We start from the raw sequence: 17,748 nt of genomic DNA, 5'->3' as shown, positions 1-17,748 counted from the left end.
ACATCCAAATATTTCACCTATGCAATTAAAATGGACACATAAACTCAGATGGAAAAATACAGTTCGTATGACGTTCCTGATTTTGCGGCTGACAAGTTTTTTCAGGAATGGGTACTGCGTCCAAATCAATCAAGCGAGAGATTTTGGAGGCAATGGATATCGAATAATCCTGGCTCCCAAAGCATACTTTTGGAAGCCGCAGAATGGGTTATAGCCATCCACTCGATGTATCAGGATGATCTTACAGAACAATGCAGGAAACAGGAAGTATCTAAACTCTTTGAGAAAAAAACAATAAAAAGAACAAGGTGGTTTCACATCGCCGGACAAACCAGTTATCGGCTACATACGGTTCTTATTTGTATTCTTTTGGCAGGCCTGCTAGGATGGTATTATACATCAGCATTTCTGTCTATAGAGCCTCCTCCTTCTTTCGGGTATGCATCAGATGAATTAGTCACGAGAGTGAATAGAACCGGTAAAGCCATTACAATTTTGCTTGATGATGGCAGTATAATCCTACTCGATACTGGAAGCTCCATTCGATATCCAAAAGAATTTAGACACTCAGTCAGAAAAGTGGAACTGATAGGGGATGCTTTTTTTGATGTCGCTCGAAATACGGAGAAACCATTTCTAGTGATTGCCGGCAAGACGTTGACCAAAGTTCTTGGCACAAGTTTCAAGATCAAATGTAATGGTGAAAAAGTAGTCGTAGCTGTTAAAACCGGGCAAGTTTCCGTTCGGTTCAATGCGGATCAGGATAGTATAGATGCTAACGTCCACCTCACCCAGAATCAGCAGGTCGTTTATGATAGTCAAAGCGAAGACTTTCGAACGGGTAAGGTGGAAGCCCCCTGGGTTCTGCCAGATATGCAAAATGTTCAGGTAGTACCGGATTTGGAGGATACGCTTGTCTCCGAGCTTTTTCGGAAGCTTGAAATAAGTTACGGCGTCCAAATATCCTATAATGAAACAAGTTTTTCAGATTGTCGTATCACCACCCAATTTACTGATGAAACACTACGGCAGAAATTACAGGCAATCTGCTCAGTTACCAAAGCGACTTTCAGATTTGAAGATGGACGCATTGTAATCGAAGGTGCCTGCCAGTAAGCCACATAACGATCAGCAACCTTGACCTACTATGAGAATCAATCAAGGATATCACATCCATTCCGGATGAATGAAAAAAATTGCCCATTATTTAATGAAACTCACCAAACCCTTAAAGAAATGCAAGTACATAAACAACTACCACTCTTAGGACGTATATTGGTAGGCGTTGTATTCAATACGCTCGTAGTAATCCTTATATTTAGTGGTAGTAGCCAAGCTTTCCGCTCTGAGACTCAGGACATGCTGAGCAAAAAGATCAGTATCCAGGTCAATAATGAGCCGGTAAAAAAAGTGTTTCGAAATCTCAACCGGCTTACTGGTGTCAAATTCGTCTACAACTCCGGGTTAATCGATGAAAACAAAAGAGTTAGCGTAAAGGCGAACGAGAAATCACTTGCCGAGGTCTTAAACGGAATTTTCGAGCCGCTGGGTATAGGTTACAGCGTTCAGGACAAACTGGTCTTGCTTAAATCGTTACACTCGCCTGCCACCGCTGAAGCAGGTGCTTATCAAACAGCATCGAATACCCTCAAGGTCGTAACCGGAAAAGTTACAGAAAAGAACGCAGGCCCCCTTCCAGGTGTAAGTATCGTTGTAAAAGGCACTCAGAGAGGGACTGTTACCAATGAAAATGGAAGTTTTACGATTGATTTGCTGGCGCAGGATTCCATTCTCGTTTTCAGCTTTATAGGCTATCAGAACCTCGAAGAAAACATTCGTAATCGTTCCGAAATCAACGTCGAGCTCATTCCCGAAAACAGATCTTTGGATGAGGTGGTCGTGGTTGGTTACGGCACTCAGAAAGTTTCCGACTTAACCGGCTCGGTTACCAGAATTTCGGAGAAGGAGTTGCAGAGCCGGCCGGTCCCATCCTTTCAGGACGCCATTCAGGGGCGGTCTAGTGGTGTTTATGTACGGCAAACCGGCGGAAATCTTGACGGCCGATTTTCAATCTCCGTGAGAGGGACAGGCTCCGTTACCGGAAGCAATGATCCTCTGGTCGTAGTTGACGGCGTCCCGCTGTTCAGCGGAGGCTTTTCTACAATCAATCCGAAAGATATTGTGGCCGTTGATATCCTGAAAGATGCCTCAGCAACTGCCATTTATGGTGCCAGGGCAGCAAATGGTGTACTGCTGATAACCACTCGGCGCGGAAAAGAAGGAAAATCCAACATAACCTTTAGCGCAGACATTGGCATCGAACAAATGTCAAAGCAGTACCATGTACTCACAACCGAACAACAGAGAAGGTTATTTGTAGATGCTTTTAAAAATACAGGCAAGAACACGGCAGCCTATGAAGATCTGACTAATCCGGCCTGGCAGGTTGACACAGACTGGCAAAAACTGGGAACCCGGACAGCCGCAAGACGTAGCTATTCGTTAGGACTGAGCGGTGGGACCGACAAAAGCACCTACTCGATTTCGATTGCGCACCTTGACCGGCAGGGAACGATGAGAAACTCCGACTTCAAATCGTACAGCTTTCGGGCGAACAACGACATTACCATCAAAAACAGATTAAAGGTTTCGGCGAATCTAACGGGAAGCCATCAGATACAACATGTTCTAAACCAGGATAGCTGGGGAGGTGGTTCGTACGGCGGATTGCTATCCAATCATTCCTACACCAAGCCATATGACGACAACGGAAACCTAACTGCAATCAACACAGCAGCAGATCCCTATTTCGGAGCTAATGCCAATCCGTTGATCGACCAGCTCCAGCCCGTCAGGGAAGAAAAGCTTACCCGTTTGCTTGGTGCTGTCAAAGCTGATCTTGACATTGTGAAAGGTCTGCGGTTTGGCGGCAGCCTGGGTGCCGATCTGGTTATCGGCAATAACTACTCTTACCTCCCAGTTTATCAGATCGGGTTATTCAACAGGCAACAGGGAAGTGTAACTACCAGGGCAGGGCAAGACCTCAACTGGTTGACGGACGCCACTTTGCAATATGACAAGAATATCAACAAACACGCTGTCAAGGTTCTGGTGGGATTTTCAACCCAACAATTCAATACTCGTTCGGCCACTACCACAGGGACAGGAACGCTCGACAATGCGCTGAACCAGCTTTCCAACCAAACTAACTTCAATGCTACAGGCGCAGAGGTTACCTCGGGACTTGTTTCGTCTTTTGCCCGTCTGAATTACAGTTTTGACGACAAATACCTGCTCACCGCCACGGTCAGAAGGGATGGATCATCCAAATTCGGGCCAACCAAACGGTACGGAACTTTCCCATCAGCTTCAGTTGCGTGGCGGGTTACGCAGGAAGATTTTGCTCGTAATATTCCCGGCCTTCACGAGCTGAAATTAAGGTCTAGCTATGGACTGACGGGGAACCAGAACATTGGCGATTTCTCATTTATAACAAGGGCTGGCCCGGCATCGTACGTTTATGATAATACTGTTGTAATAGGAAATGCTGTACAAAACATTGGCAATCCGAACCTGCAATGGGAATCAGCCCGGCAGTTTGACGCTGGACTGGATCTGAGTTTGCTTAAAGGCCGGTTAGCGCTCACACTCGACTATTATCACAAACTATCGGACAATCTTCTCATTAGGACGCCAGTCCCCTTTACGTCCGGTGTCCAGGAAGATCCGACTGTCAACATCGGATCACTGAAGAATACGGGGTTTGAATTTTCCCTGAATTCTCAGAACGTAGTGGGTAAAGTTAACTGGTCCACCAATTTTAATTTTAGTACTAATAAAAATGTAGTGCTGGATATAGGCAAAAACTCAATAGGAAATCCTTTACAAATTCAAGGGGCTATTTTACCGCTTTCCAATGAGGCCACCAACCTGACTGTAACCGGAAGGCCAGTAGGCTCTTTCTACATGTACAGGTTTATAGGGATATGGCAGCTAGGAGAAGAAGAAGCCGCTAAAAAATGGGCAAATGCTGTACCTGGGGACCTCAAATTCGCAGATAATAACCAAAACGGAATTATGGATGAGGGCGATAAAGAGTTTGTTGGGCAACCGCAACCGAAAGTGTTTGGAGGGATAAACAACACAATATCGTATAACGGCTTTTCGGTTTCGTTCTTATTCAATTTTGCAGCGGGCAACAAACTCTATCATTCCATGAGGAACCTGAACGCCAGAGCTGTACCATTCAACCAGCAACTTGCCGAGGTTGCCGATTATTGGACTCCTACAAACCCTACCAACAAAGTTCCCCGAGCCTCTCAGCAATCAGGCAACACCACGTTTTTAGCCACCAAAGTTTCGACCCGCTATCTCGAAAATGCAGATTTCCTGCGTCTTAAAAATGTAAACCTGTCATATGACTTTTCTGAACAAGTAGTTAAAAAATTACGATTGGACGCTGCCAGATTAACACTAAGTGCAACCAATTTATTCACCTTAACAAAATATACCGGGCTAGATCCCGAAGCCTCAAGCAATACTAGTTTGCTCTCTGCCGGTATCGACCTTACGCCCTATCCGCTTACCAAGCTCTATTCTTTGTCCATTTTGGTAACCTTTTAATATCAGACCCCATGCTAAGCATCAAAAAAAGCAGCAGGCGATCTTTATACGCATTGATCATAAGCATTACATTGGCCTCCTGCACCGATCTTCTGGAACCCCAACCGAAGGGTATTATCGAGCTGGATAAACTCTTTACTACCCGCGATGGGATAATTGCTGCCGTAAATGGAAGCTATGCACCGTTACAAGCCCTTTACCGTGGCCCAATGCAGCAGTTAACAGACCTTGCCAGTGACGATGGCTGGACCTGGCGTAATGAAATTGATGGGGATGTTTATATTATTCAAGCAAATTCTACCTATACTCAAAATGTATGGGAGCCGCATTACCTGGGAATTTGCCGTGCAAACACCATTATTGACAACATCGACGTTGCCGTAGATCTGACAGACCCTATATTGAAAAAGGCTGTGGAAGGGCAGGCGAAGTTCATCCGTGCTTTTTATTATTTCAACCTTGTAAGGCTTTTCGGAGACGTTCCATTAATAGTCAGGCAAATAAAAACGCGTGATGATTCCGAACAGCCGAGGACAGCAGCTAAAGAAATCTATGCCCAGATAAAAAAAGATCTTTCCGACGCTGAAAAACTGCTTCCAGCGAGTTATTCAGGCTCGTTTGGTATGGAAAAAGGCCGACCAACCGCCCAATCTGCTTCCGCATTGAAGGCCCTGGTCCATTTGGAGCTCGAAGAATGGGACCAGGTGAAGATCGCCACTGAAGGAATTATCAACAAAGCAGCTCTACCCGTGAACTATGCCAGTAGCTTTAACGGAACTGCCGAAAATAGTCCGGCGAGTTTTTTCGAAGTACAATACGGTGGTGTTTCCAGCGCGACTACTAGCGGCCTTAGTCAGTCGTGGTCGCCGACAAGCGCAGGCGGTGGTGCCGCTATGCTTCCTTCCGACGACACTATGAATGGAACTGGTGGCGGACTTTCGTCTGGAAACGGTATTGTTCAGGCTTTTGAGCCCAACGACCTCCGCAAATCCGTTTGTCTTGCGAGTTACGATCTGATTAATTTTCTTGATGCCAAGCGGCCAAAAGGAAGTCTGCTTTACATTAATAAATATTTAAATAACGTCGACCCGAGAGGACAGAGTACCTGGAATTATCCTTTGATCAGATTGTCCGAGATAATTTTGACGCGGGCCGAAGCCTTGAACGAAATTGGTTTTCAGGCGGATAAAGAGGCTTTCGAATTGCTGAATCTGGTGCGTACGAAGGCGGGTTTGAAGCCTTTACTATCCTCTGATATCGCCGGGCAGGAGGAATTTCGCAACGCGATCAGAAAAGAGCGACGAACGGAGCTGGCCTTTGAAGCAAAACGGTACTTCGATCTGAACCGCTGGGGGATACTAGCAAATACAATTCAGGAACAAATGAATTTGTCCAAACGAACATTCCCAACAGCCAGATCGGTTTCCCATGCTATTACGGGTAAAACGTACTTCTTATATCCATTGCCGGCAACTGAATTTATTAATAACGCACGGCTGGGGCAACAAAATCCAGGCTATAACTAAACCGACAACCAATGAAATTACCTTGCAGACTGTCACTGGCCAAAATGATGACGGCAGGCGTTGTCATCGGAACAACCATAAGTGCACTGTCTTTCCGTAATGCACTTACAAACGAACCCGGTGCAAAAATCAATCAGCCCAATATCGTTGTCATTCTTGCAGATGACATGGGCTATGGTGATATTCGAGCCTATAATCCTGAATCTCAGATTCCTACTCCAAATCTGGATAAACTGGCCGTTGGCGGTCTGAGGTTTACGGATGCCCATTCGGGTTCGTCGGTATGTACGCCAACGCGTTATGGACTGATTACTGGCCGCTATTCATTCCGGTCTTCACTCAAAAAAGGCGTTTTGGGAGGATATTCACCCCCGCTGATTGAAAACGACCGCTTCACCATCGCCGATCTGCTTAATAATGCTGGCTATCATACGGGTATCGTTGGCAAATGGCACCTTGGTTTATCCTTCGCAATCGATAGTGTTATTACTTCGACAAATTCGCCTGCAGATTCAACATTCGATTGGCCCAACGGCAACGGGATCAATGTAGAAAAACCCTTGTTGAATAGTCCAAATGAGTTGGGGTTTGACTACAGCTACATTATTTCGGCTTCGCTGGACATGCCCCCATATGTCTACTTTGACGATAAAAAGCCTACTGAACAGGGCATTATAAAACTCGAAGGAAGCAAATATCCGCGTGGGGTGTTCTGGCGTGAGGGAAAAGCATCGCCAAACTTCAACATCCACGGAACACTTGACCATTTTTCGAAAAAAGCTACTGAATTTATATCAAAATCGGCCCGGTCGGAAAAACCTTTCTTTTTATACCTTCCGCTAACAGGGCCGCACACGCCATGGCTCCCTTCCCAACGTTTTAAGGGCAAATCCAAGGCAGGTATATATGGTGATTTTGTAGCCCATACCGACGCTGTCGTTGGCGAGGTAATGCATACCTTAGACAGTCTGGGAATCACCGACAATACGTTGATTATATTCACGTCAGACAACGGAGCGGACTGGAAACCCGGGGATAAAAAGTTATTCCCTGCCCATCAGGCAAATTATATATTCCGCGGCCAAAAATCGGATATTTGGGAAGGCGGGCATAGGGTGCCATTTTTGGCAAGTTGGCCTGGGAACATTAAACCAGGCCGGCAGACTTCAAACACTATTTGCCTTACCGATCTTCTGGCGACCTTCGCAACGATCACACACCAAAAAATACCCGCTTCGGCCGCGCAGGACAGCTTCGATTTCTCAACTGTCCTCACAAATAATGCACCAGTAAACCCTACAAGGCAAAGCATTATTCACCATTCGATCAATGGAATGTTTGCGCTCAGAAAAGGTAAATGGAAGTACATTGAAGGAAAAGGAAGCGGTGGATGGTCGGAAGACAATTCACCAACGGCAGATTTGCAGGCTCAGTTGTATGATCTGGAAACGGACCCCACCGAAAGCAAAAATGTGATTAAATCGTTTCCAGACATAGCTCGCAATCTAGACAGTGAGTTACAAAAGCAGAAAAAATCGGGTTACACCAGATTGGGGAGCAATAAGTGACCCGCAACGCAAATAGCCGCTTAGGAGACAATAAGCCTCATTCTTGTAGGGGCACGAGAAACATCTACGATGCATTATGAAGAAAAACGATGGCAGGAGATTTTTGCTTTTAACTGTATTTTTGTCATTGATCACATCAGGCATTTGGGTTTCAGGGCAAAACACGAAGAAAACTAAAAATCGACCCAATATTGTATTCATTTTTGCAGATGATTGGGGCTATGGTGATTTAGGCTGTTATGGAAATGCCGATGTCACTACCCCCAATCTAGACAAATTAGCCTCTCAGGGAACCCGTTACACGCAATTCCACGTGACCAGCGGTGTTTGCTCTCCTAGCAGAAGCTCGATACTTACCGGACATTTTCCGGCGAGGCATCGTATTCATGGCCATTTTGCAGGAAATGGGGAGAATTCCAGGCGAAACATGCCGAATTGGCTGGATGAGACCTTGCCGGTATATTTACCAAAACAAATGCGTGAAGCGGGTTACGTAACCGCTCATATAGGAAAGTGGCATTTGGGCGGTGGAGGTGCACCAAATGGAGATACGGGAGCGCCCGAACCGAAGGTATATGGTTATGATGAAACCAGAGTGTGGAATGGTAACGGACCCACCTGGAAAGGTGATCAGCATTGGCCGACGACGAGGTACATGGATGATGACACGCTTTGGATTCAGAATTCGAGCAAACTGGCAGTCGACGAGTCAATTGATTTTTTGCGTAGGAACAGGGGGAAGTCGCCCATGTTTTTAAATATTTGGTTGAAGGATCCACATACCCCGCTTGCCCCATCAGAGCGTCAAAGAAAACCGTTTAAAGGCTTAGAACCCGATAAAGAAACGTATTATTCGGTGTTGGCGGATGCGGATTACCATATTGGAAGGCTAATGGATAGCTTGGCAAAAATGGGACTTGATGATAATACATTGCTGATTTTTAGCAGTGACAATGGCCCCGCAAACTATGCGCCGGCAAGAATCGCGGGGTCAACGGCGGGCTTGAAGGGTCGCAAAACTGATATTTTTGAAGGTGGGGTTAATGTCCCCTTTATTATAAGGTGGCCCGGCCACGTTGCTGCGGGAACGATAGATACCCTGAGTGTTTTGTCGGCGGTTGATTTGCTGCCTACCTTCTGCGAATTGGCAGGGAAGAACCTTCCTACAGATTTTAAGCCAGATGGGGAAAGTTTTGCCAACTTGTTGCAAAAAAAGCCTTTTAAGCGCTCAAAGCCACTGTTTTGGGAATGGAGATTTCCTTATCTGGGAACCGACCGGTACAGACAAAATAGCTGGGCCACCATCGCGGTACGAGATGGAGACTGGAAATTAATAGCGAACAATAGTATTAATCGAATTGAACTATATATGATCTCCGTCGATCCGTTTGAAACAAAAAACCTGGCGAACGACAATCGGGAGAAGGTGAAAGAGCTACTTAATAAATGGAATGACTGGAAATCCGGACTTCCGGACTGAAGGACATTAGTATTTCGTTGGCTGTACCCTGGAGCTTAAACCCTTTACACGTTTACCAACTAAATCTATGCGAAGTTTTTTTCAATATTTTCTTATACAACTTCTGCTTTTGGCAGGATCTTCTTACAGTCAGATTAGTCGGCCCTCTACTTCGCGTCCCAATATTATTGTCATTGTTGCCGACGATCTCGGCTTTGGTGATTTGGCTTGTTATGGCAACAAAAATCACCGGACACCCAATATCGATAAGCTAGCACGAGAAGGTATAAAGTTTCTTGATTTTCACTCGAATGGTGTTGTTTGCAGCCCTACAAGGGCATCGTTACTTACCGGGAAATATCCTCAAAATACTGGCATCACGGGTGTAATAACAGCAAAAAGCCATCGGAATGTTGGACTAGATTTGAGCGAAAAATTGATTTCAGAAATTTTAAAAGAAAATGATTACAAGACTGGTATAATAGGGAAATGGCATTTAGGATACGACACAATCTATTCGCCTGTTAAGCAAGGCTTTGACACCTTCAAAGGATACGTCAGTGGCAATGTTGATTACAATACACATTTCGATCTGGAGAACCATTTCGATTGGTGGTCCAATATCAGTAAATCAGACGAAGCAGGGTATACAACAGATCTGATAACAAAACATTCTCTGTCATTTATCGACCAAAATAAGAGTAACCCGTTCTTTTTATACATTGCTCACGAGGCACCACATGCACCATATCAGGTAAGGGATAGCCGACCTGAACGCACTGGTAATCCTGGATATAAACCTGAAGTGATTACGGATGAACGAAAGATTTACGGACAGATGATTGGAATCATGGATGAAGGTATAGGGGAAATTATCACAGCGCTCGACAAACACAAGATTTTAGAAAATACGCTTATTCTATTTCTATCAGATAACGGAGCTACTGAAGTTGGTTCTAATCTTCCTTTCAAAGGCCAAAAAGGGCAGGTTTGGGAAGGTGGACATCGTATCCCAATGATTGCCTACTGGAAAGGAGTAGCAGCCCCTCAAGTCACCGATGAACTTCTTATGACGATGGATATATTTCCTACAATTTCAGAATTAACAGGTTCAAAAATCCCGGAAAACGTGCAGTTAGAAGGTAGAGGCTTTAGGAATATTCTATTAAATAGAGCCTTCCATTCAACAGAAAGGCCGGTTTTCTGGAGCTATAAAAATTCTGGGGCAGTAAGAAAGGGTAAGTGGAAGCTAGTCAGGGAAAATCAGGACTATTATTTATATGACTTAAGTAAAGATTCGGGAGAGACGGAAAGCCTATTTAAGCAATTTCCCTCCACGGCCAAGCAGTTAGTGGACTTACTAGTCCAATGGGAAAAGAAAATGTCGGCCATTCCAGCGAAATCGTAATTGCTATAGAATTTTAGTGAATTTAAAAGGAGGCATTTTGTCCCTGCTTAACTACCTAGCTCAGTAGGCTTATTTTGCATCTACGACGAGTATGATACCAAAGGCCAGTATTCGTCGAAATGAAAATGTCTGGATTTGAAGCAGGCTATGACAGGCCACATATAGTTAACATATAATAATATAGGTTAGCTTAAATTTTCGGTTCTACCTCGGTTTATTACTATATTCATTTGACTGGTTGATCGCAGTTTATTAATAGATTACCCAAATCATTTTATCAGGCTAAGATGTGAGTATTTGACAACAATCAAGTAGTTATTAAGCTGACCATAGTGGTGAATGAATTCATAAACACCGGAGAGATAACTCGGGATAAACTGTCAGCCGATAAGCAAAACTCGGTTTTCGTATGCAAATTAGTCGCATTCATATAAAGCACTGACAAACAGTCGACTACCTAGCAAAACAATTACACCTTAATCTAAAATCGATTATATGGCCGCTAAAAAAGGGTTGTTCGTCTGCCACACTTTTAGAATATAGCAGACGAACAACCCTTTTTTGGGTAAGTCTTACTGCCAGCCACCGCCCAGCGACCGGTATAACTCAATAAGAGATAAAAACTGCGCCCGTTTTGTCTCGATCCGCGATAGTTCAGCATCCAGTACGCTCCGCTGGGCCGTTATGACTTCCAGATAAGTAGCATATCCATTGATGAACAGTTCATTCGATGTCGTAGCCGCCTTCCGCAGCATGGCTACTTCCTGATCCTGGATATCGGCAACACCCCGATAGTTTTCCAGGCCTTTCAGGCTACTAACCACCTCGCTAACGCCATTCAGAATCGTTTTTTGATAGGCATAATACGCTTCTTTGCTCCTGGCGACCGACACGGCATAATTACCTTTCAGCAATCGCCGGTTAAAGACTGGAGCCGTCAGACCACCTAAAGCACCCAGCGCCAGCGATGCAGGATCGATCAAGGTAGCAGCCCGGAAGGAATTCAGCCCAATATAGGGCGTTAGCGTCAGCGATGGCAGAAAGTCAGCCTGCGCCACGGCCACATCAACATTGGCTGCTTCCAGTTCGCGTTCGGCCTGCCGAATATCGGGTCTGCGACGTACCAGTTGCACCGGTAGCCCAGCAACAACCGAGGCTGGAACCTTCTGATCTTCTATCGACCGACCGCGCGCAATCGGTTGAGGATAACGACCCAGCAAGGCATTTAGCTGATTTTCGACCTGAACAATCTCCTGCCGAACTTTGCCTTCCAGACTCCGCGTGTTCAGTAATTGAGCCGTAAACTGCTGAACAGCCAGCTCCGTTACCCGACCGGCCGCTTTCTGTACATTCACCAGTTCGACAGCCCGCTGTTGCAACACAACGTTTTCCCGAATAATGTCCAGTTCGCCATCCAGCGCCAGCAAGGTGTAATACAGTCGGGCAACTTCTGATGTAAGTGCCGTTACGACCAGATTACGGCCCTCCTGTGAAGCCAGCACACGTGTGTATGCAGCCCGTCGGCGGTTGCGAAGCTTACCCCAGATGTCAAGCTCCCATGAGCTGCGAAAGCCCAGAAAAAAGTCGGGAGTCGGGTTTGGAATACGGCTCTGTCCGTTAATATTTTCCGACAGATTCGTGTCGTAATTCCCGATCCCGTTCATCGTATACCGCCCGTATCGATCCAGACCGGCAGCCGCTACGGCATTGACCGTCGGCAACAATGCCCCCTGACTGATCTGAAAACCGGCACGAGCTATTTCTATGCGCTGGATAGCCATCTTCAGATCGGGATTCTGTCCCAGAGCCGTATCGATCAACCGAACCAGATACGGATCGGAAAATAGTTCTTTCCGGTCCAGATTACCGATGCCGACCGAATCGGTGCGGCCGATAAACGACGCAGGCACGGACATATCGGGCGTTTTTGAAGGCGTATGAACAACCCGACAACCACTCAGACTGGTCAGAAAAACGACCAGACTAAGTCCGTACGTGAGGCTATGTTTCTTGAAGGATTGCACCGTTGGCATTCGTTTTAGTAGCTAGTAAATTTGAACCTGGCTCATCATCTGCATTCGTATTTTTCGAGGCAAAACGCTGAGCCAGCTTAGCGAATAGAATATAAAGTCCGGGCACCAGAATCAGGCCGAAAATGGTCCCGATGAGCATGCCTCCCGCAGCCGCCGTTCCGATCGATCGGTTGCCCAAAGCCCCCGCTCCCGACGCAATACAGAGGGGAATCAGCCCGGCAATGAAAGCCAGTGAAGTCATCAGAATAGGCCGCAAACGGGTAACAGCCCCCTCCACAGCCGCTTTTACAATCGATAATCCCTCCTGTTGTCGCTGGTTGGCAAATTCCACAATCAGAATAGCGTTCTTGCCGAGCAAACCAATCAGCATGACCAGCGAAACCTGTGCATAAATGTTGTTTTGCAGCCCCGCGAATTGCAGGCACAAAAACGAACCAAAAATACCGGCAGGTAATGACATCAGAACCGCCAGCGGCAAAAACAGGCTCTCGTATTGTGCCACCAGCAGCAGATACACAAAGACCAGACAGATGGCGAAAATGTAGATGGCCTGATCGCCCGACAGAACTTCTTCACGCGACATACCCGACCATTCGAAGGAATAACCGCGCGGCAGGGTTTCTTTAGCCACCTCCTGCACCGCCCGCAGAGCATCACCACTACTGTAACCCGGTTTAGGATCGCCATTGATCAGGGCCGACATGTACATGTTGTAGCGGGTGATCTGTTCCGGACCGTACACACGCTGAAGGCTGACAAAATTCGAATAAGGGACCATTTCGCCCTCCCGGTTCTTCACCCGCAGATTCAGTACATCTTCTGGCTTTGCCCGGTATTCGGGAGATGCCTGTACCATAACTTTGTACATCTGCCCGAACCGAATGAAATTCGATGCGTAATAGCTACCCATCAGTGTTTGCAGCGTACTCATCGCATTATCGATCGAAACACCTTTCTGAGCGGCTTTATCCTGGTCTACCTGCAACAGATACTGCGGAAAACTGGGATCGAAGCTTGTAAATGCATTCCCGATTTCTGGCCGCTTTTTGAGGGCTGCGATGAAATCATCAGCCACCTTTTTTGTCTTTTGGAGATCGCCGGAACCTGTACGGTCCAGCATTCGCAGTTCGAAACCACTGGAGTTACCAAAACCCGGCACCGTTGGTGGTGGAAAAAACTGAATACTGGCATCTTGAACAGTCTTCGTTTTCTGTTCCAGATCGGCAATTACCTCTTCCATCGTTTGCTTGCGCTCATCCCAGCTTTTCAGGTTAATCATGCCCATCCCGTAAGAAGCTCCCACCCCATCGGTCATCAGGCTATAGCCTGCCAGCGTTGATACGTTTTCGACAGCTTCCATGCGTGAGGCCACCTGCTGGATTTTGTCCAGTACATCTTCCGTACGTTTTACTGTAGCACCAACAGGCGTGGTCACGTTCACGTAAATCATTCCCTGATCTTCCGTTGGAATAAAACCACTCGGCAAAAACGAGGTGATTCCCCAGGTACCGGCGGCAAACAGCAGCAGCATGGCAATGGTGACCGCACCCCGGCTGGCAACCCGCCGGAGAATTTTCTGATAGCGGCCCGTCATGGCATCGAAGCCCCGGTTGAAGCTGGCAAAAAACCGTCCGAGCAATCCGGTTGATTCATGACCGTGAGTAGGTCGTAGCAACAAAGCACACAAAGCGGGCGTGAGCGTTACGGCATTGATACCCGAGATCACAATGGCTACGGCCAGTGTCAGCGAAAACTGTCGATAGAAAATACCGACCGGCCCCGACATGAAGGCTACGGGCACGAACACCGCTGACATAACCAGCGTAATAGCAATCAATGCCCCACTAATTTCCTTCATGGCCGCAAATGTGGCAGCTCGGGGCGACAGATGGCCAGATCCGTCACTGGTCTCAGCCATCTTGGCGTGAACGGCCTCAACGACCACAATGGCATTATCGACCACAATACCAATGGCCAGCACCAGGGCAAACAGAGTAAGCAGATTGATCGAAAAACCGATCATGCTCATGAACGCGAACGAACCAACCAGCGCTACCGGTACAGCCAGGGCACAAATCAATGTCGATCGCCAGTCCTGCAGAAAGATAAACACGACCAGAAACACCAGCACAAAAGCCTCGATCAGGGTGCGTACCACCTCGTGTATCGACGCATCCAGAAACCGCGATACATCGTAAGCGAAGTTGTAGGTCATACCGGGCGGGAAGTTCGTTTTCTTCAGTTCAGCCATCCGCGCTTTCACGTTGTTGATAACTTCCTGCGCGTTCGATCCCGGCCGTTGTTTTAGCATGATCGATGCCGACGGGCGACCATCCGTTTTCGAGAGAACATCGTAATCAAGTGAGCCGAACTCCACGTCGGCTACATCCTTCAGGCGCAGAATCGATCCGTCGGATTCGGATCGCAAAACGAGATTTTCGTACTGTTTCGGATCGAAGAACTTACCGCTGTATCGAAGTACGTATTGAAGCATCTGCGATTTACGGCCCGAGCTTTCGCCCGCTTTACCGGGAGCGGCTTCGACGTTCTGTTCACGGATGGCAGCAATTACCTCATCGGGCGATACCCCGTAGGATGTCATACGATCGGGTTTGAGCCAGACCCGCATGGAATATTCCCGCGAGCCCATGATGTCGACAAACCCAACGCCATCGATCCGTTTCAGTTCTGCCAGCACGTTGATGTCGGCGAAGTTGTAAATGAACTTCTCATCGACGCTCGGGTCATCGCTGAAAATATTGAGGTACAGCAGCATACTATTCACCTCTTTTTCGGTCGATACCCCGGCTTTAATAACCTCTTCAGGTAATTCATCGAGCACCGTCGTTACCCGATTCTGAACGCCCATAGCCGCCAGATCGGGATCAGTACCCACTTTAAAAAACACCTGAATAAGCGTACTACCATCGTTGCCCGAAACCGAGTTCATGTATACCATACCCGGCACACCATTAATGGCGCGCTCCAGCGGCATGGCTACAGCCTTGGTGGCTACTTCGGCATTAGCGCCTGTATATTTGGCTGTTACCGTTACCGAGGGTGGCACAATATCGGGAAACTGCGTAATGGGCAAACCGACCAGCGCAAGCCCTCCCAGCAGTGTAATAAGCACCGATATAACCGCCGACAGCAACGGTCTTTTGATAAATAAATCGAACATAATTTCAGTGGGCAGTTTTCACCAGACACCTTCCCGTTCATCGTATGCACCGATACGACAAACCAGAATTGCCTGCTGAGCACCTTTTGGTTATTGTTGAGCTAGCGTATTTTGCGACGAGAGACTATCAGCAGAAACGGCCTCCGGAATGATCTGCATACCGTCGCGGACATTCTGAATTCCTTCATAAACAACCCGTTCGCCCGGCGCCAGACCCGATTGTACCAGATAGTACTGGTCTACCCGGCCCTGCGTTACAAAACTCCGCGACTTCACTTTGTTGGATGCATCCACGATGTAGACATAGTTTTTGTCCTGCACCTCAAAAACGGCTTTCTGGGGCACCAACAGCGCATCGTCTACATCATTCGCCAGCCGGATCTTACCCGACGATCCGTGTCGAAGGAGTTTTTCCGGATTCGGGAATCTCGCCCGGAAAGCAATGGTCCCTGACCCTTCTTCAAAGACACTTTCTACTGTTTCGATCTTGCCTTTATGGGCATATTTGGAATCATCGGCCAGCAACATTTCCACCGTCTGGATGCCCTCATTGGGATTTTTTCGGTGTTTTTTGACGTAGGCCAGGTATTCCTTTTCCGAAACGTCGAAGTAGGCATACACTTCGCGGGTATCCGACACGGAAGTCAGTAAGGCCCCTTCTTCGATCAGGCTACCCATCTTGAACGGAATCCGGTTAATAACTCCATCAAAAGGAGCTTTAACACTCGCATGCGACAATCGGAGCGCAGCGTTATCCTGCATCGACTTTGCTTCGTCAATAGAGGCACGGGCGGCATCTAATTTGGCCTTGGCCAGTTCGAGTTCGGACGGAGAAACGACGTTTTTATCGACCAGTAATTTCACCCGCCCCAGCTCAACTTCGGCGGTTTTAGCTCCTGCCACGGCGCTTTTTAAATTGGCTTTGGCTTTATCGAGTTCGGCCTGATATTCGGCCTCATTGAGTTTAAACAACAGTTGTCCCTGCCGGACAGGTTGCCCCTCATCGACGAAGATTTTTTCCAGAAAGCCCGACACCCGAGCCCTGATTTCAACATTGCGGACCGCTTCCAATGTGCCGACATACTCTTTTTTGAGTGTCGTAGATTGACGTGCCAATTTCACAACGGGCAACGTCAGCGTTTCCGGCTGATCGGTTTGTGCTTCCTTATCCGAACAGCCGATTAGTACCGCACCCATGAGAAGAGCGGCTAGAATTCCATAATTTTTCATCTTTTAAGGCAGAAAGTATACGCGTGAATACAAGGCAGATACTGCCATCCTTTCGGTGGCTTCTACCAGCTATCACACAGATTGATTTATCGTGAAGACCAGGCCATATGTGTAAAGGCGCGACCTATTCATCAATAGACCAGATGGTTCTGCTCTATTGACGCATAGGGTATCGCATCAGCAACGTTTCTTACACACGCGGGTATGCCGCGAACTGGGGGGGAGGAGACGAAATTTCAGGCACATGTGTAGGAACATGTGCGAGTTTGAAAGGCACAGCCTGCCGGATCAAATACCAATAATGATCGGGCAAGGTGGTAAACACAAACAATTGGTGAAAGAAGTAATCCTGTTCAACGTTGGTCACCTCAGAGTCGTCGTCGGATTCTTCATGTTCGGGAATGGCATTTTCGAGACCGAAACATTCTTCCAGCAGGAGCTCGCTGAAGCTTTCTATTTCGTTGATCGATAAATTCTCGCGCCGTTCGCCCGGAAATCTGGGTGCCTCGTAAGGATCGGGCGCATCAATACTGACATTGATGACATGTAATGCCATCAACAGGCAAAGGAGCCGGTACAGTACGGATTGACGCTGAAGCTTACCCATAAACCCAATTCGGTTGGTAGGTTCACAAATATAACCAGCGACAAGCATAACCTGTTCCATCTTGCCCATTCTAAGCGCAGATTGGCAATTTCTTTTAAGTTTTCCTTGGTTTG

Annotated in this window: 10 protein-coding genes; 6 read left to right on the top strand and 4 right to left on the bottom strand. The window is 47.1% G+C overall.

Features of this window, described 5'->3' with window-relative positions; genetic code table 11:
- Positions 1-48 precede the first annotated feature (48 nt).
- From G8759_RS10225 to G8759_RS10200, 6 genes are all read left to right on the top strand, one after another.
- On the top strand, positions 49-1,116 hold the full coding sequence (locus G8759_RS10225; protein ID WP_167207601.1) for a FecR family protein: 1,068 nt from the start codon (positions 49-51) through the stop codon (positions 1,114-1,116).
- 120 nt (positions 1,117-1,236) lie between these two features.
- Positions 1,237-4,623, top strand: coding sequence for a TonB-dependent receptor (locus tag G8759_RS10220; RefSeq protein WP_167207599.1), 3,387 nt, complete (start codon positions 1,237-1,239; stop codon positions 4,621-4,623).
- Positions 4,624-4,832: 209 nt separating this feature from the next.
- Complete coding sequence (locus G8759_RS10215) at positions 4,833-6,149, top strand: RagB/SusD family nutrient uptake outer membrane protein (RefSeq protein WP_167207597.1); 1,317 nt, start codon at positions 4,833-4,835, stop codon at positions 6,147-6,149.
- Between the two features lie 11 nt (positions 6,150-6,160).
- Positions 6,161-7,717 carry a sulfatase family protein gene (locus G8759_RS10210; RefSeq protein WP_167207595.1) on the top strand — a complete coding sequence of 519 codons (1,557 nt, stop codon included), beginning with the start codon at positions 6,161-6,163 and terminating at the stop codon, positions 7,715-7,717.
- A gap of 76 nt (positions 7,718-7,793) precedes the next feature.
- Complete coding sequence (locus G8759_RS10205) at positions 7,794-9,197, top strand: sulfatase family protein (RefSeq protein WP_167207593.1); 1,404 nt, start codon at positions 7,794-7,796, stop codon at positions 9,195-9,197.
- Positions 9,198-9,264: 67 nt separating this feature from the next.
- Positions 9,265-10,584 carry a sulfatase-like hydrolase/transferase gene (locus G8759_RS10200; RefSeq protein ID WP_167207591.1) on the top strand — a complete coding sequence of 440 codons (1,320 nt, stop codon included), beginning with the start codon at positions 9,265-9,267 and terminating at the stop codon, positions 10,582-10,584.
- Positions 10,585-11,156: 572 nt separating this feature from the next.
- Here the strand turns inward: G8759_RS10200 and G8759_RS10195 are convergent.
- The 4 genes from G8759_RS10195 to G8759_RS10180 form a co-directional block, all read right to left on the bottom strand.
- Positions 11,157-12,617 (bottom strand): TolC family protein, encoded by a 1,461-nt coding sequence (locus G8759_RS10195; RefSeq protein ID WP_167207589.1) that lies wholly within the window; start codon positions 12,615-12,617, stop codon positions 11,157-11,159.
- On the bottom strand, positions 12,586-15,798 hold the full coding sequence (locus tag G8759_RS10190; protein WP_167207587.1) for an efflux RND transporter permease subunit: 3,213 nt from the start codon (positions 15,796-15,798) through the stop codon (positions 12,586-12,588). The genes G8759_RS10195 and G8759_RS10190 overlap by 32 nt, the downstream gene beginning before the upstream one ends.
- A 90-nt stretch (positions 15,799-15,888) precedes the next feature.
- The gene (locus tag G8759_RS10185) at positions 15,889-17,028 is read right to left on the bottom strand and encodes an efflux RND transporter periplasmic adaptor subunit (RefSeq protein WP_167207585.1); all 1,140 of its coding nucleotides are present in this window, start codon (positions 17,026-17,028) and stop codon (positions 15,889-15,891) included.
- Between the two features lie 190 nt (positions 17,029-17,218).
- Entirely contained in the window at positions 17,219-17,704 is a 486-nt protein-coding gene (locus G8759_RS10180) for a hypothetical protein (RefSeq protein WP_167207583.1), read from the bottom strand.
- Positions 17,705-17,748: the final 44 nt, after the last annotated feature.

Origin of the sequence: Spirosoma aureum, assembly GCF_011604685.1 — a bacterium.
GTDB lineage: Bacteria > Bacteroidota > Bacteroidia > Cytophagales > Spirosomataceae > Spirosoma > Spirosoma aureum.
This window is presented reverse-complemented; position numbering and strand designations above follow the sequence as displayed.